This is a genomic window from Streptomyces sp. NPDC002838 (assembly GCF_040295365.1).
Taxonomy (GTDB): domain Bacteria; phylum Actinomycetota; class Actinomycetes; order Streptomycetales; family Streptomycetaceae; genus Streptomyces.
Genome location: NZ_JBEOVF010000029.1, coordinates 111,684 through 131,097 on the forward strand (window position 1 = coordinate 111,684; position 19,414 = coordinate 131,097).

Below are 19,414 nucleotides of genomic sequence, written 5' to 3' on the forward strand. Positions count from 1 at the left end.
CGGTCCTCGGAAGAGCGGGTGACGAGACCGAACTCGCGCCGCCGCGGTGTGCGCGTTCCGGTGGACGTCAGCCTGAGGGTCACTGATATTCCAGTCCTCAATTGTCACTGGCATGCCATACGCTGCGTTCCAGGCGGCGTCCACACACCCGTAGTCGGTGTGAGGGGGGACGCGCGGCCTGCTCATTTCCGCCCGGCGACCACCGGGCTTCTTCTGTGGGGGTACACGTCACTGTGCGCAGGCGCAGCATCTCGACCGCGACCGCACTCGCGGTCGTCCTCAGCTCCGCGGCCCTGGCCGTGGGCACGGCGGGGCCGGCGGCGGCCGACTCCGCGAAGATCCTTCCGGTGAAGTCGGTCGGCGACATCGTCGTGGACGGCGCCCACCAGCGCGTCTACGTCTCCGACCCGACCGGCGGCAAGATCGTCGTCACCGATTACGCGGGCGCCGTCAAGGCGACCCTCAGCGGACTGGCCGGAGTGACCGGCCTGGCGCTGTCCGCCGACTCCGGGCAGGTGTACGCGGCGGTCAAGAACAGCGACCGGATCGTCTCGGTGGAGACACAGACGTACACGCAGACCGCGAGCTACCCGCTGGCGGGCGCGGACGCTCCGGCCGACGTGGAGGTCGTGGACGGCCGTATCTGGTTCGGCTACGGCTCGAACCTCGGATCGCTCGACGTGTCCGGCGCCGAGCCCGTCGTGCGGCTCGACCAGGAGGCGGGTGTCGGCTTCTCGACCGGCTCGATGCTTCTCGCCGCCGATCCGGCCGTGCCGGGCGTCCTGGTGGCCGGGGCCGGTGGCACGCTCGCCGTGTACGACGTCTCCGCCGACGGGGCCGTGCCGCGGGTGAAGGGCGACATGGACACCGCAGTGAAGCAGCTGGACCTGACGCCCGACGGCAAGCAGGTCATCACCTCGTGGGACGGCTCCGGCGCCGGCTACGGCCTTCCCGCCTACTCCACCACCGACCTGACGGAGGTGGCGAGTTACCCGATCGACGCCTACCCGAACGCCGTGACCGTCGCGCCCGACGGCAGCATCGCGGGCGGCAGCTTCTCCTGGTACGAGCCCGACGTCCACATCCACCGGCCCGGTGACCCGAAGCCGACGCGGGAGTACGACTTCCCCAACACCGGCGACAGCAGCGGCGCCGACACCCTCGTGGACGGAGCGCTGGCCTGGGCGCCGGACGCGAGCCGCGTCTTCGCCGTCTCCGTGAACACCTACGGCACGTACACCCTGCGTGCCCTGACCGACCCGACCAAGGAGCTGCCCACCCTCACGGTGTCGGCCCCCGCGAAGGCGGAACGGGCCAAGAAGCTCACCGTCACCGGCAAGCTGACCTCGAAGACGCGCCTCGCCGCGGGCACCAGCCTGACGGTGACCCGCACGGACCTCGACTCGCCGAACGGCAAGGCACTGGCCGCCGTCAAGACGAAGGCCGACGGCAGCTTCTCCTTCACGGACACCCCGCCCGCCGGCGGCAAGGTCACCTACAAGGTGTCCTACGCGGGCGACGCCACGCACGCCGCGGCCTCCGGCTCGGACGCGGTGCAGGTCTCCCGCAAGGCGACCACGCTGACGCTGAACAACAACGGCAAGCTGTACTCGTACGGCAAGGACGTCACCTTCACCGCACACCTCGGCACGACGTACAAGAACCGCACCGTCGCGATCTACGCGGACCCCTTCGGTTCCGACAAGCCGAAGAAGCTGCTGAAGAAGGCCAAGGTCAACGCCGGCGGCAACCTGTCGGCGACCGTCGACATGACCCGGGACACCACCGTCACCGCCGTGTTCGACGGCGACGCCCGCTACGCGTCCAAGACCGTGAAGTCGACCGCGTACGCCAAGGCGAAGATCTCCACCACCGTCTCCAAGCACTACAAGACGGGCAAGATCGGCTCCACGACGTACTACTACTTCCGCAAGAACACCGACCCGGTGCTCACCACGACGATGAACTACTACTCGGGCCGCAAGCAGCGGCTCCAGCTCCAGGTCTACTACCAGGGCTCCTGGTACGACTCCGGGTCCGAGTACTTCGCCCTGGCCACCAACGGCAAGTCGGCCGTGAGCCTGGACGCGCCGGGCGAGTCCGGAATCCGGGCCCGGATGCGCTCGTCGTACATCAACGGTTCCTCCGGCGACACCGTCAACTCCACGACCCACGGCGCCTGGAAGTACCTCACCTTCACCAACTGACCCCGGCCGCCGAACCGGTACGGCTCCCGAGCTCACGGGGGCTGTACCGACCCGGCAGGGCACGGGTCAGCCGTCGGTCCTTGCGGGTGCCTTGCCGCGCTGGTCGACGACTGTGCGCTTCATGATGGCGCTGGTCCCGAACAGTGTGTCGGAGGTGATCCCCTTGACCTCGTCCTTGGTGATGTACGAGCGCGAGCCGAGGAAGGCGAGAGTGTCCTTGTCGAAGATCCATTCGTAGCGGGTCGCGGAGGAGGCGTCTTCGCGGGTGATGGCGATGCCGTGACGGCCGGCGGCGTCGACGGCGTCGGGGAGCTCCTTCACGCCGGGGATCTTCGCGGCTGCCTTGTACAGCGCTGAGGCGTTCGCCGACGGCATGATTGTTTCGCTCACCAGGTGGCCGATCTTGGAGAAGACGGCCTGCTCCTTCGACTCGCCGTCGTCCACCCTGGTCCGGGCGTAGAGCAGTTCGAGCAGCGCGTCGGGGTCTGTGGGCAGTGAGGCCAGCCACTTGTACGTGGGGTGGTGGATGCCCGCCGGGACGGGATCGGCGGACTCGATGGGGACCAGCTGACCGGGCATCACGGCGCCCTTGCCGGATTCGCGGATCCACCCGGTATTGGTGAGGGGGCCGGGGTCCTGCGACATCCAGACCTCCCGCTTGTACGGGGCACCGAGCCGCACGGGACCGTCGAAGGTGCCCTCGTTGGAGCGGGTCAGGCTCTCGACGTACACGAACTGCCCGTCCTTCACCGGCGTCGCGTCGGTCGCCATGGCCGCTACGGCGATCCGGTTGAGAACGGCGGAGGCGCTGTTGGTGCCGGCGGCTCGGGTCGCCGGGGCGGAGGTGTCGTCACCGCCGGAGAGGGTGACGACCAGTGCTCCGGCCAGTGCCATCGACGCGAGGGGCAACAGCACCACTCCACGCGCCAGTCGACGGCGTGGTGCCGGGCGCGCCTGGGTGGAAGGGGTGCGGTCGTGATCGATGTGCTGCATCAGAACGTCCTTGTGGTGGAGGTGTCTGCTCGGCGGGAGGTCCCATTCGGCCGGAGCCGACAGCAACTCCTCGGCCTCACTCCCGGCGGAACCGGCGCGCGGTGGATTGTTGTTGTTCATCCGGTTTCCTCCTGCAGAAACATGGCCGCGAAAGCGGCCTCACTCTCCTTCTCTCCGCGAGGGCCCCGCGGTTCCGCCTTCGCGCGGTCGAGTTGACCGCTGATCCGGGCAAGCCGCGCCCGGGCGCGCGACAGCCGTGACCGCACGGTGCCGACCGGGATGCCGAGCGCCTCGGCGGCCTGCTGGTAGTCCAGACCGGCCGACACACACAGGGCGAACACCTCCCGGTCCTGGCGGCGCAACCGGCCCAGCGCCTCGTGAACCACCGCGAGCCGGCGGGCGTCATCGATCCGGCCGGCCGTCTCGTCGGCGAAGTCCTCGACGGGACGGGGTTCCGGGCTGCGCGCCAGGAAGGCGAGCCGTCGGCGCAGCCCACGGTTGGCGTTGTGCGCCTTGTGCGTGGCGATGCCGAGCAGCCAGGGCTTGAGCGAACCGCCCTCCGGCTCCACCGTCTCCCGGGTACGCCAGGCGGCCAGGAAGGTCTCGGACATCGCCTCCTCGGCCTCCGACCAGTTGCCGGTCAGCCGTAGGGCATGGTTGTAGACCGCCCGCGCGTGCTCGTCGTACAGGTCGGCGAATGCCGCACGATCCCCTGCCCGTATGCGCGCACGCATCGACTCCGATGGTTCTGTTTGCCTCACACTCGTTACTCTCCGCGGGTCTGTCGGAGTTCCTGTGGCCTCCGCCACACCGCTGCGCCACACCGCTGCGTCGCATCCTGCTACGCACAGCGCGCCGTGTTCCTGTGCAGCGCCCGGAACGGACGCGAGTACGGCGAGATCGCGGAAATACCGTATGGCCCAGGCCGGGGAGCAGTCGCCGACCCACAGGTTGTGGATGGGGACCGGGGTCGCCGAGGCTCGTGCACAGGCTGTGGATCACCCGGTGAACCCTGCCAAGTACGGTGATGGCTACGACTCCCAGGGTTTGTCCGGGCGATCAAGAGGGTCGGCTGACGGGCGTGGTGGTCAGGTCGGTCATCTCGGTTGCTGTGGATCTGCGGCGCTGGAACGATCCGCGCATGATTACTCCCGGCCCGACAGTCCCCGATGGCGGCGGCTACCGTCACTCGTACGAGATCGCCGCTCCCGCACGCTTGGTCCACGTCTCCGGGCAGATTCCGGTGGCTCCGGACGGCAGCCTCCCAGAGGGGTTTGCCGCACAGTGCCGTCAGGTGTGGGCCAACCTGGCCGCCGCCCTGGCTCATCACGGGATGGGGCTGTCCGACCTGGTCAAGGTGACCACGTTCCTGTCGGACAGGGCGTACCGGGAGGAGAACTCCGCCATCCGGCGCGAGGTACTCGGGGACCACGCCCCGGCTCTGACGGTCATCATCACGGGCATCTACGACCAGGCGTGGCTGCTGGAGATCGAGGCTGTCGCCGCACAGTAGATGCCCCGGCGGTCATGAGTGGAGCCAGACGACGATGGCTGCGACGGTTGCGTCGCGGTGCCCCTTCCGCAGTGGACCGGAGAGGCCACGCTCGATGCCGACCGAGCTCCGGCCTCTCCAGCCTCTCCGCAGCCGACGACTCCCCCCGGCAGCCGCCAGGTATGCAGATGCTCCCAGGTCAGGGTGTGCCACCACCGGCCGGCCCAGTCGTCGCTGCGTCCACTGGGCGCAGGCTGCACCACGGCAGAACTGCCGCATTTAGGCGGCATCTTGGCTGCACGCGCTACCCTGACCAGGGAAGACGGCACCCGGACGGAGTACCGGCATGGGAGGCAAGCAGCAGCGTCTCGCACAGTGCCGGAAGGCGAGCGGCTACACACAGGCCAGTGACGCCAGGTGGCCGGCGCGCTCCCGCGTTGGATCGCCGCGTGGGTCGGCTCATCCCAGGGCCAGCGAGGCTTGTACCGGCAGATGGTCGCTCGGGAACCGGCCGTCCATCGAGAACGTGTTGATCGCCGACCAGTGCGTGGTCACCCCGGGAGTGGTGAGAATCCAGTCGATACGCCTGCCGCCGGGCTTCGGCGGCCGGAAGCCGTTGTAGGTCGCGTACAGCGGGCCGCGCGCACCCGCCGCGTCCCACGTGTCCACGAGTCCGGCGTCCAGCATCGCGTCGTAGACCGGGTTGTCGTGGGCCGCGGCGTTGAAGTCGCCGGTCACCACTACCGGTAAGGAGCGGTCGAACCCGCCGATCGTCTCGCCGATGAGCTCCGCGGCGCGCTCGCGCGCGTACTGGCTCGTGCCGTCCAGATGGGTGTTGAGGACGTAGAACTCTCGGCCGCCGTCGCTCAGATCGCTGAAGCGAACCCATGTCACCAGGCGCGGGAAGCGTCCGCCCCACGTGTTGGAGGCCATGACATTCGGCGTGTCGGAGAGCCAGAAGTGGTCGAAGTCGATCGGGTCCAGGCGTCTGGTGTCATAGAAGATCGCCATGAACTCATCCTTGCCTCCGCCCAGGCGGCCGATGCCGAGCCATTCATAGTGAGGGCCGATGTCCTTCTCTATCTTGCGCAGTTGGTGGTAGACGCCCTCCTGGGTGCCGATGACGTGAGGTCGCTCCCGGCGCAGCAGTTCCCGCATCACCGGGCGGCGCACGGGCCAGCGGTCGCTGCCGGTACTGCTCGCGAAGCGCAGGTTGTACGTCATGACGTTCAGCGCGCCCGGATACTCGCCGGCCGCGGCAGGCCGTGCGGACCCGGCGGTGGTGAGCAGCGGTACGGAGATCGCCGCGGCCGCCGCTGCCCTCAGGCCCTGGCGGCGCGTCACTCGTACGTCGTTCGGCACGGTCCCCTCCTATGGGAGCCGGAATGAAGGTGCGTACTGCTATACGGAAGAAAACAGCGAGACAGCGGTGACGATGGCGGATCACACAGCGGGCGAGGTCGGAGGGGCCGGACGGGCGTCGATCGCCAGGAAGGCCGCCTGGCAGGCAGCAATGAGCCTTACGGCCACCGTTACCGGGCCGGCGGCGGACTTCAGACGCCGTACGGGATTTGGCGGCGCGTTCCGGCGGACGTGCAAGATTTTTTGCCGAATCTTCCTCCGCCCAAGGCCGAAGGGTGAAGCTGTTGGCAACCACCAAGGAGCACCACCTGTGACCACTGCCATCCCCGCGGTCGGGGACACCTCGCCATCCCCCATCCCGATGAACTCCCTGGGTGTCGACCCTCTGGCAGCCACGCTGTTCACCTACGCAGTCCGCGCCCCCACAAAGCCGGAACTGATGGCCGAACAGCACCAGCCCGTGGTGCACACCGAGCGAAGCGCCGGCACGGCCGCCGAACCGCGGGTTGCCGTCCTGAGCATGGCCCATTGCACCGCTCTCCACTCAGTGCAGGCCGCGTCGATCTACCAGCACTGCGACGAGGAGCGGCAGGAAGAGGTGGCCGCCGGCCTCGACGGCACGGTCCGGAAGGCTCGGATCGCCGCTGGGTGGCGCCGGACCGAGTGGAGAGCGGGTGACGAGAATCGAACTCGCGCTCTCAGCTTGGGAAGCTACGGCGCTCGGGTAGCCGCTGTGGCTCTGACCTGCACAGAGGTCTTCCCTCTGGGTGGTCGTGCGGGGCGGATCGCACCGGGAGTGGCCGACGGACCTTCGGAGGTGTCCGCATCCATGCGCTTCAGCCCAGCCAGAGATGCGTGATCGCAGACGCGCACGGGCGCCTGCCCCCAGCTGTCACTCGACGTCGGCTCCGTAGGAGCGAGCGAGGCCGTCGAGGCCGTCCGCACAGCCCTGGCCGAGGGCGCGTAGCTCCCATGCGGGTCGGCCGTCGAGATGAGCCCGTGCCATGGTGGAGGTCATGCCGATGCCGGTACGGAACCGCCAGATCACCCCCTCGGACCGCCCAGCGCCTCCAGCGTCACCCGTTGACCCCCGTGTAGTGCCGCAGGCTCCGGTTCCACAGCAGCCGCGCGCCGACGAAGGCGGCGAGACCGGCCAGCGGCGCCGCGGCGGCCACCGCGAAGGGCACTCCCAGCCCGCTGCCGTGGCCGGTCAGGACCGCCGCCGGGAAGTACGCGATGAAGGCCAGCGGCAGCACGAAGGTGAAGGCGCCGCTGACCAGGCGGGGAAAGATGGCGAGGGGGTAGCTCCCGAAGGTGGAGAGGAGTTCCTCTGTCCACACGCTCCAGTACGAGCTGCTCGGATAGTGGAAGTGGAAGGCCGACAGCGCGACGAACACCGCCGCCTCCATCAGCGTGCCGCCGGCCAGTCCCGCGACGAGGTAGCCGATCCGTGCCGCCGTCCAGTCCAGGGACACGGTGAGGACGGCGATGGTGAACATCGACACGCCGACCACCAAGTCGCCGAGCGCGTTCGTGGGGAACGCCGACAGCTGCACCTGCCGGAACACGGGCAGCGGCCGGAGCAGGAACCCCTCGATCCGTCCGCTCTGCACCAGCCCCGCCATGTGGTGCGCCCGGCCGAAGAACAGCACGTTCATCGCGTGGCTCAGCATCCGCATGGAGGCGATGAGCAGTACCGCGTCGCTCGGCCAGCCGCTCATGCCGGGGAAGCGGCCCAGCAGCACGGTGGCGAACACGATGACCGAGAGCTGCCAGACCGCGCCGACCGAGACGCTCAGCACAAAGTCCGTACGGTATTCGAGCTGCGCCCGGAACGAGATCCCGATGATCCGCCCGGCGACCGACCAAGCCTCGCGGAAAGACCGGAAGGACCGGAAGGACCGGAAGGACCGGAAGGACCGGAGTCGTTGCGCTGTCATTTCCTCACCCTCCCTGGGATACGACCCGCTCCGACGCCCTGCGCCAGAGCCATCGGCTGAGCAGGGCGAGGCCCGCCGCCCAGAACGCCTGGGCCACGAGTTGCGCCGGAGCGGCGGACAGCGGAATCCGCCCGATGTAGAGGGACAGTGGGGTGTTGAGTGTCGACTGGAAGGGCAGCAGTGCGCTCAGCGTCTGGAACCACTCGGGGAAGTACCAGAGCGGGGCGTACGCGCCGGAGAGCAGGTTCCGGAGGAAGTTCAGGATCTGCAGCGCGCCCATGTCGCGCAGCGTCCAGAAGCACAACAGGTCCACGATCAGCGTCAGTTGGTACAGCACGGTCTGCCCGAGAAGCAGGCTCACGGCGCACACCGCTCCGGCACCGGCCGACACCGGCGGCGCGATCACACCGAGCGCGAGGCAGCCGCCGTAGCCCGCCAACGCCCAGGTCAGACCGTACAGTTGGTCGCCGAGCGCGCGGTAGAGGTAGTAGCGGGCGGGCGGCACGGGGCGCAGGAACCAGAAGACGACGGTGCCGTAGTGGAGGTGGAGGATCACCGAGTCGCGCGCGTTGTGCCGGTCCAGGCCTCGCAGCGGCATCGTGAGGACCGCCAGCACGCCGAAGGTGACGGCCTGTTCGCGGTCCAGGCCCGCGCTGCTGGTGGTGTTCGCGTACAGCGCCCGCCACAGGCAGACGACCAGCAGGATCTGCACGCACAGCCGGATGAGGGTGGCCGAGGTGCGGCCGGGCGCGAGCACCTCGGCGAGCGGTGTGATCCGGGCGGTCCGCCAGGCCCGCGAGGGACGGCGGCCTGCCGGGCGCGTGACGGAGGCCGGGGTCGGCCCGTACGGCGTCGTCTCGTGGGGCGTCATCGCGTACGGTGCCGTCTCACGCCGGTTCACGGACGGCCGGGTTGCCCCCGCCGGACGCGTCCGGGTCGAGATAGGCGGCCCGCATGACGTCCTCGAAGTCGCTCTCCTCCAGGGTGAGGTCGACGACGTCGTATCGCTGGACAACCCGCCGGAGGGCTTCGTGGGCGGGGAGCGGGACCGCAGGGTCGGGGCCGAAGACGAGGTGGGGTCCGTCGGCCCGGACGATCCGCAACCCCTCGGGGCAGCGGGCGTCCTCCGGTCCCGTGACGGTGGCGTGCACCGTCCAGGATCCGCCGAAGCTGCGCCGGACCTGCTCCAGCGAACCGTCGCGGACGATGCGCCCGTGGTTGATCAGCACGATCCGCTCGGCGAGCTGAGCGACCTCGGTCATGTCGTGTGTGGTGAGGAGCACCGTACGGCCGCGCTTTTGGACCTGGTGCCGGAGGAACCGCCGCACCTGCTCCTTGACAACGATGTCCATGCCGATGGTCGGCTCGTCGAGGAAGATCACCGGCGGATCGTGCAGCAGCGCCGCGGCGAGGTCGCAGCGCACCCGCTGGCCGAGCGAGAGATGCCGTACCCGGGTGTCCCAGAAGGCGGACAGGTCGAGAAGGTCGTCGAACTCCCGCAGCCGTGCCCGGTGTTCGGTCTCGCCGATGTCGTAGATGTCCCGGAGGATCGCGAAGGACTCCCGGGCGGGCAGGTCCCACCACAGCTGGGTCCGCTGCCCGAACACCGCCCCCACGGTCCGCGCGTTGCGCAGCCGCTCGCGGTACGGCACCACCCCGACGACTTCCGCCCGGCCCGAGGTGGGCGTGAGTATGCCGGTGAGCATCTTGATGATGGTGGACTTGCCGGCCCCGTTCGGGCCCAGCAACGCGAGGAGTTCGCCCTCCTCGACCCGGAAGGACACGTCCTCGACGGCCGTTCTGGCGATCCGCCGCGGTGTCACGAGTGAGCGCATGACGCCGCGGAATCCTTCGCCGCGTTCGGTGGTGTGGAACACCTTGGTGAGTCCGTCGGTACTGATCGCCGCAGGCATACCTTTCCCGTCTCCCATCCCGTCTCCCAGCGCTGCCGTGCACGGAGTTACATCGGATGTATCGACCGGCGGAAGCGCCGGAGGTGCGCTCACGTTCGTCGCCAGGATCGGGCACAGTCCCTCGTGAGCACGAATAACCTGCATTCCTTTCGCGTTATCTTCACGTCCTGGGCGGAGCTTGCCGTGGCGTGCGGGCGCCGCTGCTGCAAGTCATCGGAGGAATAAAGGGTGTTGGGCATTGACAGCCCGGCCGCGGCCCGGCTTCAATCGTCGGCGGGCGGCTCCCGGACGCTCCCGGACGCTCCCGAACGGATCCTCCGCCATCCCCCTGTTCCCCTCCCCGCCTCCGGTCGGGAGGCACCTCGGTTTGACAACGTTGTCGCGCCTTTCGCTCATCGACACCGGAGGCTGTCCGCCGCATGACCATGCCCGCGATCCACGACCTCCTCCTGGACGCCCGGGAGCGCCGCCCCGACGGCACCGCCCTGCGCGACGACGAGGGCGCCTGGACCTACCGTGAACTCACCGCCCACAGCCACGGATTCGGCGCCTGGCTGCACGACCGGGGCATCGGCCCCGGCGACCGGGTCCTGATCCGGGCGGCCGGCCGCCGCAGTACCCTGGCCGCCCTCTACGGCTGTTCCCTCGTCGGCGCGACAGCGATTCCCCTCAGCCCGACCGCGACCCGGCGGGAGCTGGAGCACGTCGCACGGGACGCGACGCCCCGCCTGACCCTGCCGGACATCCCGTCGGTCCCGGCCCGGGAACCGTCGTCGGCGGATCTCGACGTCCTCTCCGGCTCCGCGTCGCGAGCTGACCCCCCGGCCCTCCTGATCTACACCTCCGGCAGTACCGCCGCGCCGAAGGCGGTCGTCTGCCGCGCCGAGCAGATCCTCTTCGCGGTCACGGCGATCGCGGAGCGCCTGCGGTACGCGCCGCACGACGTCGTCTACTGCCGCCTGCCGCTCTCCTTCGACTACGGCCTCTACCAGGCCTTCCTGGCCGCCCATGCCACCGCCGAGCTGATCCTCGCCCCCGGCGGTGTGGACGGCCGCATCCTGGCCCGGATCCGCGAACTCGGCGCGACTGTCGTCCCGTTGGTGCCGGGACTCGCCGCGATCCTGGTGCGGCTCGCCCGGGGCAGGCCGGTGGAGTCGAGCGTCCGCCTCTTCACCAATACGGGCGAGGCGCTCGTACCCGAGACGATCCGCGAACTGCGCGCCTGCTTCCCGGGGGCGGGGATCCAGCTCATGTACGGCACGACCGAGTGCAAGCGGATCTCCATCTCGGCGGTCGACGGGGACCTCGCAAGGCCGGGGTCGACGGGGCTGCCGCTGACCGGGACGAGGGTCGGGATTCTCGGCGCGGACGGCCGCGAGGTCGGGGCCGGTGAGGTGGGGGAGATCGTGGTGTCGGGTCCGCATGTCATGGACGGGTACTGGAACGCGCCGGAGCAGACCGCACAGGTCTTCAGGCGCTCGGCTGACGATTCCTCCGGGGAAACGATCCTTCACACCGGCGACCACGGTTACCTGGACACCGACGGCCATGTGTACGTCGTCGGCCGCCGCGACTCCGTTTTCAAGCGCCTCGGTGTCCGCACCAGCACCGCGGAGATCGAGGCGGCGGCCCGCGAGGTCCCCGGCGTGGCCGAAGCGGCGGTCCTGCCGCCGCTGGACGGCATGGACGCGGCCCTCTTCGTCGTCGCGTCCATGCCCGAAACGGAGGTGCTGAGACAGCTCAGGAGCCTGCTCGACCCGCAGAAGGTCCCCGGTGTCTGCCGCGCCGTGGCGGAGCTGCCCCGCCAGTCGAACGGCAAGCTGGACCGCACCGCCCTGCGGTCCCTCCTGACGGAGGTGAGCCCGTGACGGCGGCGGCACGTGACCTTCTCCGGCGCTTCGGCAGCCCGCTGTACGTCTACGAGACGGGCAAGGTGCGCCAGTCCCTCGCCGACCTGCGCACAGCGCTCCCGGAACCGGCGGAGCTGTACTACTCCCTCAAGGCCAACCCCCATCCGGAGCTGGCCCGGACCCTGCGCCTCGGCGGCTGCGGAGCCGAGATCAGCTCCCCGGGCGAGCTGCGGGCCGCCGCCCGCGCGGGGTGGCCGGGCGAGCGCTGCCTGTACACCGGGCCCGCGAAGACACCCCATGAGATCGACGCGGCCCTCCGCTTCGGTGTGCGCAGGTTCTCCGTCGAGTCCGCGGACGATCTGCGACGCGTCGGTACGGCCGCCACGGCACTCGGAGTCCGCGCCGACTGCCTGATCCGGGTGAACGGAGTCCTCGGGGGCGCCGCGAGCATCCGGATGTCCGGCCGGGCAACGCAGTTCGGGGTACCGCTCGACGAACTGACCGGGAACATCCCGTCGTATCTGGCCGTGCCCGGCACCCGTGTCGTCGGCGCACACTTCTTCCCGGTCAGCAACGCCCGGGACGAGGAGAGCCTGTCGGCGGAGTTCCTCGGCAGCGTCGCGGCGGCCGGGCGGCTGCGCGAACTGGGCCTGCCGATGGAACTGGTCGATCTGGGCGGCGGGTTCGGGGCGCCCTTCGCGACCCGGACCGCACGGGAAAGGTATGCGGGGCTCCGCCCGGTGCTCGAGGACGCGCTGGACGAGCACCTGCCGGGTTGGCGGGCGGGCCGCCCGGCCGTGGCCTTCGAGTCGGGACGCTATCTCGTGGCGGACTGCGGCCGGCTTCTCGCCACGGTCGTCGAGGTCAAGCGGGGCGAGGACCAGGTCCACGTACTGATCGACAGCGGGATCAACCACCTTGCGGGCATGTCCGGTTCGGGTCGGCTGCTGCGGCCGGTGATGGAGCCCTTCGTGGAACGGGCGGAGGACGCACCCGGCGCGGCGCCCGATCCCGGACCCGTCACAGTGGCCGGCCCGCTGTGCACCCCGGCGGACGTGCTCGGCCACCACGTACGGCTGGGCGAGGTCGAGGCCGGTGACGTCCTCGTCGTACCGAACGTCGGCGCGTACGGCATGACGGCCGGCCTGCTCGCTTTTCTCAGCCGCGACGTCCCGGCCGAAGTGATCCTCGACGGCGGCGCCGCCGTCTCGGCGTCCCGCGTCGAACTCCGGTGCACACAGCTCCAGTTGGATCCCGACACCCGGCTTCAGCCGGATCCGGCAGACGAAGGAGAACACACATGACCGAGACAGCCGAGCAGCGGACGGGCCAGTACGACTTCCCCTTCTCCCACGACCTCATCGCGCAGGAACCCGCCGAAGTACGCGGTACGGCACGCGACGACGCCCGGCTGCTGGTCCTGGACCGCCGTACGGACACGGTCGAGCACCGGCGCTTCGCCGACCTCGGCCGGTATCTCGCCCCCGGAGACGCGCTGGTCGTCAACAACGCACGCGTTGTCCCGTCGATCCTGCGCGGCACCGACGCCCGCGGCAAGCCCATCGTGGTGAACGTCTTCTCCCCGATGGAGGACGGCACATGGCACTGTCTGGTCCTCCCGGCTCCCACCGCGGCACCCGGCGAGCGCTTCCGCTTCGGAGCGGACGGTGAGGTGACCGGGGAACTGCTCCACGAGGAGTCCGTCGGCGTGTGGCGGCTGCGCCTCGAACCGGGAGGCGTGGACGTCCTCTCCCGGATCGGACAGATCGCGTACCCCGACTACCTGGACAAGGACCCGGAGGACCCCGAGTACTACCAGACGTCCCTCGCCACCCGGCCCGGCGCCACGCTGTTCCCGTCCGCCGCACGGCACTTCACCCGGAGGTTGCTCGACTCCCTCGAAGAACAGGGCGTTTGCGTCGTGGAGGTGACCCACTTCATCGCCGCGCGCTGGCAGCACGGGTATCTGCGCGAATGGCTCGGCCAGGACGTGGAGTGGGCCGACGACGAGGGCGTCGACCTGCCGCGCGGAAGGGCCGGCGTGAGCCTGCCGTTCCCCAGGCCCGAGCGGTACGAGGTGTCGCTCCGGGCCGCCGACACGCTCAACGAGCGGCGCCGGGCGGGCGGCCGGATCGTCGTCTGCGGTACGTCGGCGCTGCGCGCGCTGGAGACCGTGGCGGACGACCGCACGGGCCGGGTGTGGCCGGGGTCCGGCTGGACCAACCTGATCCTGGGGCCGGGCCACCGCTTCAAGGTGTGCGATTCCTTCCTGACCAACTTCCACATGCCGCAGAGTTCCGAGCTGCGTCTCACCTCCGCCTTCACCGGGGCGGCGGAACTGCTGCGCGTGTACCAGGAGGAGGTCCTGCCGAACGGCTACCTCTTCAACGAGTTCGGCGACTCGATGCTGATCGTCTGACTGTCCGAGGAGGACGGAAAAATGCAGCGCTCCACCGATTTCGAGAAGATCCTCCAGACCAACCTCGGCCTTCCCGCCGACCGGTCGCTGGACTACGACACACCCCTCACGAACTACGGCCTGGACTCGCTCACCGCGGTCAACATAGTGGTCGACCTCGAGCAGCGGTTCGACGTGACCTTCCCGGACGACAGGATCATGTACGCGATGTTCCATTCCGCCCGCACCCTGTGGGACGCCCTGTCGGAGCTGACCCCGTGAACACACTCTGGAAGAGCCTGCCCAGCGCGGTCGTCCCGAGCGTGGTCGACGCCGAGCCGCTCTCCGGCGGCGCGGTGAACGATGCCTGGCGTCTGACCCTCGCCGACGGTTCGGCGTATGTCCTCAAGGGTTCCGTTGATGCGCCGGCCGGCCTGTTCCCGCTGGAGGCGGCCGGCCTCAGGGCGCTCCATGAGCGGGCGGGCATCCGGACTCCCAGAGTGTTCGAGGTGAGTGCGCACCACGTCCTCATGGAAGCGCTGCAACCACGGCCCGACACCGACGATTTCTGGGAGGCGGCGGGTCGGACCTTCGCCGAACTGCACGCGGTGCGCGGCGACCGGTTCGGCTGGGACACCGACGGATGGCTGGGCCTGCTTCCCCAGGAGAACGGCTGGACCGACGACGGGCACGAGTTCTTCGCCGAGCGCCGGATCCGCCGCTACCTCCGCGAGCCCAAGGTCCGTGGCGCCCTCGCACCGGCCGACCTGTCGGGCCTGGAGCGAATCTGCGAGCGCCTGCCGCAGCTCGTCCCGGCGTCCCCGAGCGTGCTCAACCACGGCGACCTCTGGCGCGGCAACATCGTCGCGGACCCGGCCGGTGAGCCCGTGTTCATCGACCCGGCGGTGTGCTGGACGTGGGCCGAGTCCGACCTCAGCATGATGTACTGCTGCGACCCTCCGCCGGACCGCTTCTTCCGCGCGTACGAGGAGATCTCCCCCCTGGCCGACAGCTGGCGGGAACGCATGCCGCTGCTGCACCTGCGCGAACACCTCAGTGTGCTGGCCCACTTCGGGGCGTACGGCGACACCGTGGCGCAGGTCCGGGACGTCGTCCGTACGTTCTCCTGAACCCGGGGAGTCCGCCGTGCCCTGCCTGAAGATCAACGTCCAGCACGAGTACACCTCCTACCTCTACGGTGCCCTCCCACTGTGTGTGGCCCTGGCCCACGAGGACACCCTGCCCTGGTACCTGGAGCGTTACGTCCAGCTCCACTCGGAGTACTCCCCGGGCAGCGGCGAGCAACCGCACCTAGACTTCGCCGACTCCTTCGGCTATCCGGAGGTCCTGGAGTGCCGGACCCTCGACTGGGCGGCCGTCGCCGAAGCGGGCCCGTCGGTCATCGACCTGATCCGTGACCGGATCTCCGCCGGCCACCACTGCACCGTCTTCGTCGACGACGACCATTTGCGCGAACGGGAATTCGTCCGGCTGCATGAGTACCTCGTCTTCGGTTACGACGACCGGAGCCGGGAGGTCGACGTGGTGGGATTCGGCGGCAGACCCCGCGTCTTCTCCGCACTCCGCATCTCGTACGACGACTTCGCCAGAGCCTTTCGCCGGGCGAGGTCGGCCGCCGACGAGGGGCGTTCGGAGGTCCGCAACCCCGTCCAGCTTCTGAGGCCCCGCCCGGACTCGCACAGCTTCAGTCCCGACCGCCTCGCCCGCGCACTCAAGGAGTACGTCTCCGGTATACCCGGCGAGACCCACGGCACCGACACCTGGTGGTCCGCTCCCGCCGAACCGGTACCGGACGCGGCCGATCTCGAAACCAACGCCGGGGTGAAGACGTACGACCATCTCGTCCTTCACCTCGCACAGGTGAAGGACGGGACGGCGGGCCTGGACTACCGCAGGTTCCACCTGCTCTCCGAACACAAGGGAATGATCCTGCGACGGATCGCACAGCTCGCCGACTCCTGCGCCCTCCACGAGCCACTGGCCGGCACCCTTGACGCTTACCGTGAACTGGACCGCCAGGTGAGGGAGTTCAGGCTGCGGCTGTTGTTCCTCCCGCCCGAGAAGACCGGCCATGAGGCCGCACGAGGCCTGGAGTTCCTGGCCCGGGTGCGGGAGACCGAGACTCGGCTGCTGGAGCAAGTGGTGCGGATCGTCGGGGTGGTGTGACGCGTGCTCGACTCATCACCAGCGAGGGTCCAGCGCGACCCGTGCCGCATCAAAGAACCCGGTAAGGGGGAGGTCAGGTCACCGAGCGCCGGATCACCACCGTCGCCCACCTCTGGGCGAGCAAGGGGCCCAACCGTCTCGTCTTCCTTGGCGAGCGTGGCGCCGAATCCGGCACGCGGTGACTGATCACCGCGCACAGCAGCGCGCACAGACTCAGCGGTCGCGCTCCTACGAGCCCACTCTGCCTGTTCAGCCACTTTCCGCTGTGGCACAGCGAGCGTGGAAGCGCGTCGACGGGGCGGCGGGCCGGGTTACTCCGCCAACGCGCCCATCGCCCGGTCGAGCAGCACGGCCAGCGGGACAGTACCCTCACAGGCCACCCACCCCGTGGCGGCCACGTCCAGGCAGGCGAGCGCGGCGGCGGCCAGTGCACTCGGCCTGGTGTCCTCGGGCCGGTCAGAGCCCACCCCCAGCCGCCGGGCGACCTCCGGCACCAGCAGTTCCTGCCAGCTCAGTCGCTTCTCGTAGTGCCGGGCGCGCAGTGACGGGGTCTCCTGGAGCATGCGCAGATACGTCGAACGCCCGGCGCAGCGTCTGCATCGTTCTGATACTCAGTATCAAGATGAGTCGCAGGGTCGATGCTGTACGCTGCCCCGCAACAGCGAGGCACGTTGGACAACTGGAGGACAGAGATGTCTTCACATGTGGCGCCCGGTGACCAAGTGACGTCCGGACTCGACCGGCGTACCGAGCTGAGGGAGTTCCTGCGTTCTCGCAGGGCCCGGCTGAGGCCCGAGGACGTGGGCCTGCCCTCGCACGGGCGGCGGCGGGTTCCCGGGTTGCGGCGCGAGGAGCTGGCGCAGCTGGCGGGGATGTCGTACGCCTACTACGCACGCCTGGAGCAGGGATACGGCGACACCATGTCGGCCGAGGTGCTGGACGCCGTCGCCCGCGCCCTTCGCCTGAACGAGGAGGAGCGTGAGCATCTGGGCCGGCTGGCCCAGCCCGAGCGGCAGAGCGCGACGCAGGCCGTGCCGCCGCCGCAGCGACTGCGGCCCAGCGTCCAGCACCTGCTCGACGGGCTCGGCGTGCCCGCCTACGTCGTCGGTCGGCGCCTGGACATCCTGGGGTGGAACCGGCTCGCCGCCGCCGTCTTCGGGGACTGGGGCCGGCTGCGGCCCGAGGAGCGCAACGTGGCCCGGCTGATCTTCCTCTCGCCCGAGATGCGCGACCGGTTCGCCGACCCGGGCCGCACGGCGCTGAGAATCGCCAGTGTTGTGCGTATGAACGCCGGTAAAAGCCCCGGGGATTCATACCTCTCTTCGCTGATCGAGGAGTTGTCGCAGAAGAGCGAGGAGTTCCGGCGGTTGTGGGCACGGCACGAGGTGAGCTGCGGGACTGTTGGCGAGATCGTGCGGATGCGGCACCCGCTGGTGGGAGAGTTCGACCTCGTCCACGAGCCCATGGCGCTGCCCGGGGGCGCCCCCATGCGGATGATCTCCTACCACGCCGAGCCTGGCTCCCGCTCGGAGGAAGCCCTGCGGATGCTGGCCAGTTGGGAGATGGAGCCGCTGCGCTGAGACGTGGGACCGATGACAACGTTACGCGCCGCCCCACGCATCGGTTCCGTCCTGATGTCGATGAGGCGGACGATCTCGTCGTCGGTGAGCAGGTCGGGCTTGGCCAGCCACTGGAGGCCCTCCTCGGGCATGCGGTACGTGCAGCGCGGATCGCGGCGGTCGGTCAGTGAGACCCTGAGGCCGGTGGCCACCCGGCCGTGGGGGTCGACGAGCACGGGGCCTCTCCTCCACGCATGTCGCGCCGTCATGCGGCCAGGACCGAGGCTGGTGACATCTGGTCCACCGGGACGGACCCGTGGATGGGACCGGGGACGCGGGACAAGGGCAGGCCGGTGCCGTTGTTGGTGCGGGCGATGATCTCGGCGGTGATGGAGATCGCTGTCTCTTCGGGGGTGTGGGCGCCGAGGTCGAGTCCGATCGGTGAGTGCAGGCGTGCGAGGTGCTCATCGGGCACGCCGGCCTCACGCAAACGTTCCAGGCGGTGTTCGTGAGTGCGGCGGGAGCCCATCGCGCCGATGTAGCCGACCGGGAGGTCGAGGGCCAGGCGGAGCACGGGGACGTCGAACTTGGCATCGTGGGTGAGGACGCAGATCGCGGTGCGGGCGTCGACTTGTGTGGCCTCCAGATAGCGGTGGGGCCAGTCGACGACGACCTCGTCGGCGTGTGGGAAGCGGGCGGGGGTGGCGAAGACGGGGCGGGCGTCGCAGACGGTGACGTGGTAGCCGAGGAAGCGTCCGGCCTGGCTGAGGGCTGCGGCGAAGTCGACGGCGCCGAAGATCAGCATGCGGGGCGGCGGGGCCTGGGTGTGGACCAGGAGTGTCAGCTTCTCCGGGCAGGTGTCGGCATCCCCGCCGACCGCGACGCGGACGGTACGGCCTGCCCGCAGCAGCGCGCGGACCTGAGTGGCCACCACCCGGTCCTGCTGTCGGCTGCCGACTGTCCCGTCGTACGCGCTGCCGCCCCCGAGGACGGACATGGTGCGGCCGAGAAGGTGCTGCGGTCCGTCCACCACCTGTGCCACGGCGACGGGCAGACCGGCCAACACCTGTTCCAGGGCGGTGGTGAGGTGGGGCTGGTCGGCGGGGTCGACGCGCTGGACCAGGACTTCCAGCTCGCCGCCGCAGGTCAGGCCCACGGCGAAGGCGTCGTCGTCGGAGTAGCCGAACCGGGCCTGTACCGGGGGTTCGCCCGACTCCAGCACCTGTTGGCACAGCTCGTAGACGGCGCCCTCTACGCATCCTCCGGAGATGCTGCCGACGGCCTCGCCGCCGGTGTCCACGGCCAGTGCGGTGCTGGGTGGCAGGGGTGCGCTGCCGCTGACCTGGGTGACGGTGGCAAGGGCGAAGGGGCGGGCCTCGCGGCACCAGCGGTACAGAGTGTCCGCGATGTTCAGCATGAGAGGTGTCGGATGCGCTCGTCAGTTAAGGGCAGATGACCAGTGGCATCGACCACCGAGCACCAAGAGCACACCGACACGCCCGGACAGGCGCCC

The 19,414-nt window shown here is 69.7% G+C and carries 19 protein-coding genes and 1 pseudogene; 10 read left to right on the forward strand and 10 right to left on the reverse strand.

Annotated features, from left to right (window positions below; all coding sequences use genetic code 11):
• The first annotated feature begins 233 nt into the window (after window positions 1-233).
• Complete coding sequence (locus tag ABT063_RS31505; RefSeq protein WP_351063011.1) at window positions 234-2,207, forward strand: Ig-like domain repeat protein; 1,974 nt, start codon at window positions 234-236, stop codon at window positions 2,205-2,207.
• A 66-nt stretch (window positions 2,208-2,273) separates the two neighbouring features.
• Here the strand turns inward: ABT063_RS31505 and ABT063_RS31510 are convergent, their stop codons facing one another.
• Both ABT063_RS31510 and ABT063_RS31515 read right to left on the reverse strand, forming a co-directional pair.
• Complete coding sequence (locus ABT063_RS31510; RefSeq protein WP_351063013.1) at window positions 2,274-3,320, reverse strand: CU044_5270 family protein; 1,047 nt, start codon at window positions 3,318-3,320, stop codon at window positions 2,274-2,276.
• Window positions 3,317-3,934, reverse strand: coding sequence for an RNA polymerase sigma factor (locus tag ABT063_RS31515; protein WP_351063014.1), 618 nt, complete (start codon window positions 3,932-3,934; stop codon window positions 3,317-3,319). The genes ABT063_RS31510 and ABT063_RS31515 overlap by 4 nt, the downstream gene beginning before the upstream one ends.
• Before the next feature lie 407 nt (window positions 3,935-4,341).
• On the opposite strand from ABT063_RS31515, the gene ABT063_RS31520 reads away from it, so the two are divergent.
• The gene (locus ABT063_RS31520) at window positions 4,342-4,713 is read left to right on the forward strand and encodes a RidA family protein (RefSeq protein WP_351063016.1); all 372 of its coding nucleotides are present in this window, start codon (window positions 4,342-4,344) and stop codon (window positions 4,711-4,713) included.
• A gap of 438 nt (window positions 4,714-5,151) precedes the next feature.
• On the opposite strand, the gene ABT063_RS31525 is transcribed toward ABT063_RS31520, so the two are convergent.
• The gene (locus ABT063_RS31525) at window positions 5,152-6,054 is read right to left on the reverse strand and encodes an endonuclease/exonuclease/phosphatase family protein (RefSeq protein ID WP_351063018.1); all 903 of its coding nucleotides are present in this window, start codon (window positions 6,052-6,054) and stop codon (window positions 5,152-5,154) included.
• Between the two features lie 310 nt (window positions 6,055-6,364).
• Between ABT063_RS31525 and ABT063_RS31530 the strand changes: the two genes are divergently transcribed.
• Window positions 6,365-6,913 carry a hypothetical protein gene (locus ABT063_RS31530; RefSeq protein ID WP_351063020.1) on the forward strand — a complete coding sequence of 183 codons (549 nt, stop codon included), beginning with the start codon at window positions 6,365-6,367 and terminating at the stop codon, window positions 6,911-6,913.
• Window positions 6,914-6,946: 33 nt separating this feature from the next.
• On the opposite strand, the gene ABT063_RS31535 is transcribed toward ABT063_RS31530, so the two are convergent.
• The 4 genes from ABT063_RS31535 to ABT063_RS31550 are packed head-to-tail and all read right to left on the reverse strand — an operon-like array spanning window position 6,947 to window position 9,907.
• Window positions 6,947-7,072, reverse strand: a complete 126-nt coding sequence (locus ABT063_RS31535; protein ID WP_351063021.1) for a hypothetical protein — start codon at window positions 7,070-7,072, stop codon at window positions 6,947-6,949.
• 58 nt (window positions 7,073-7,130) lie between these two features.
• Window positions 7,131-7,994 carry an ABC transporter permease gene (locus tag ABT063_RS31540; RefSeq protein WP_351063022.1) on the reverse strand — a complete coding sequence of 288 codons (864 nt, stop codon included), beginning with the start codon at window positions 7,992-7,994 and terminating at the stop codon, window positions 7,131-7,133.
• A gap of 4 nt (window positions 7,995-7,998) precedes the next feature.
• Window positions 7,999-8,865 (reverse strand): ABC transporter permease, encoded by an 867-nt coding sequence (locus ABT063_RS31545; RefSeq protein ID WP_351063023.1) that lies wholly within the window; start codon window positions 8,863-8,865, stop codon window positions 7,999-8,001.
• Window positions 8,866-8,881: 16 nt separating this feature from the next.
• Entirely contained in the window at window positions 8,882-9,907 is a 1,026-nt protein-coding gene (locus ABT063_RS31550; RefSeq protein ID WP_351063024.1) for an ABC transporter ATP-binding protein, read from the reverse strand.
• 419 nt (window positions 9,908-10,326) lie between these two features.
• On the opposite strand from ABT063_RS31550, the gene ABT063_RS31555 reads away from it, so the two are divergent.
• The 6 genes from ABT063_RS31555 to ABT063_RS31580 are packed head-to-tail and all read left to right on the forward strand — an operon-like array spanning window position 10,327 to window position 16,342.
• Window positions 10,327-11,775 carry a class I adenylate-forming enzyme family protein gene (locus ABT063_RS31555; protein ID WP_351063026.1) on the forward strand — a complete coding sequence of 483 codons (1,449 nt, stop codon included), beginning with the start codon at window positions 10,327-10,329 and terminating at the stop codon, window positions 11,773-11,775.
• Window positions 11,772-13,061, forward strand: coding sequence for a type III PLP-dependent enzyme domain-containing protein (locus tag ABT063_RS31560; protein ID WP_351063027.1), 1,290 nt, complete (start codon window positions 11,772-11,774; stop codon window positions 13,059-13,061). The genes ABT063_RS31555 and ABT063_RS31560 overlap by 4 nt, the downstream gene beginning before the upstream one ends.
• Window positions 13,058-14,176 (forward strand): S-adenosylmethionine:tRNA ribosyltransferase-isomerase, encoded by a 1,119-nt coding sequence (locus tag ABT063_RS31565; protein ID WP_351063029.1) that lies wholly within the window; start codon window positions 13,058-13,060, stop codon window positions 14,174-14,176. The genes ABT063_RS31560 and ABT063_RS31565 overlap by 4 nt, the downstream gene beginning before the upstream one ends.
• 21 nt (window positions 14,177-14,197) lie before the next feature.
• Window positions 14,198-14,437: an acyl carrier protein gene (locus ABT063_RS31570; protein WP_351063030.1), complete on the forward strand. Its 240-nt coding sequence runs from the start codon at window positions 14,198-14,200 to the stop codon at window positions 14,435-14,437.
• Window positions 14,434-15,285, forward strand: a complete 852-nt coding sequence (locus tag ABT063_RS31575) for a fructosamine kinase family protein (protein WP_351063032.1) — start codon at window positions 14,434-14,436, stop codon at window positions 15,283-15,285. The genes ABT063_RS31570 and ABT063_RS31575 overlap by 4 nt, the downstream gene beginning before the upstream one ends.
• 16 nt (window positions 15,286-15,301) lie before the next feature.
• Window positions 15,302-16,342, forward strand: a complete 1,041-nt coding sequence (locus tag ABT063_RS31580) for a hypothetical protein (protein ID WP_351063034.1) — start codon at window positions 15,302-15,304, stop codon at window positions 16,340-16,342.
• Between the two features lie 311 nt (window positions 16,343-16,653).
• Here ABT063_RS31580 and ABT063_RS31585 read toward each other — a convergent pair whose 3' ends face one another.
• A complete protein-coding gene (locus ABT063_RS31585) occupies window positions 16,654-16,905 on the reverse strand; it encodes an acyl-CoA-like ligand-binding transcription factor (RefSeq protein WP_351063036.1) in 252 nt (83 codons plus the stop codon).
• Between the two features lie 129 nt (window positions 16,906-17,034).
• Here ABT063_RS31585 and ABT063_RS31590 point away from each other — a divergent pair, with 129 nt between their 5' ends.
• Window positions 17,035-17,922 (forward strand): helix-turn-helix domain-containing protein, encoded by an 888-nt coding sequence (locus tag ABT063_RS31590; protein WP_351063038.1) that lies wholly within the window; start codon window positions 17,035-17,037, stop codon window positions 17,920-17,922.
• A 53-nt stretch (window positions 17,923-17,975) separates the two neighbouring features.
• Here ABT063_RS31590 and ABT063_RS31595 read toward each other — a convergent pair.
• Window positions 17,976-18,137, reverse strand: a pseudogene (locus tag ABT063_RS31595) (GTP 3',8-cyclase MoaA); the annotation flags it as partial.
• Between the two features lie 29 nt (window positions 18,138-18,166).
• Window positions 18,167-19,318: an XdhC family protein gene (locus tag ABT063_RS31600; RefSeq protein WP_351063040.1), complete on the reverse strand. Its 1,152-nt coding sequence runs from the start codon at window positions 19,316-19,318 to the stop codon at window positions 18,167-18,169.
• Window positions 19,319-19,414 lie beyond the last annotated feature (96 nt).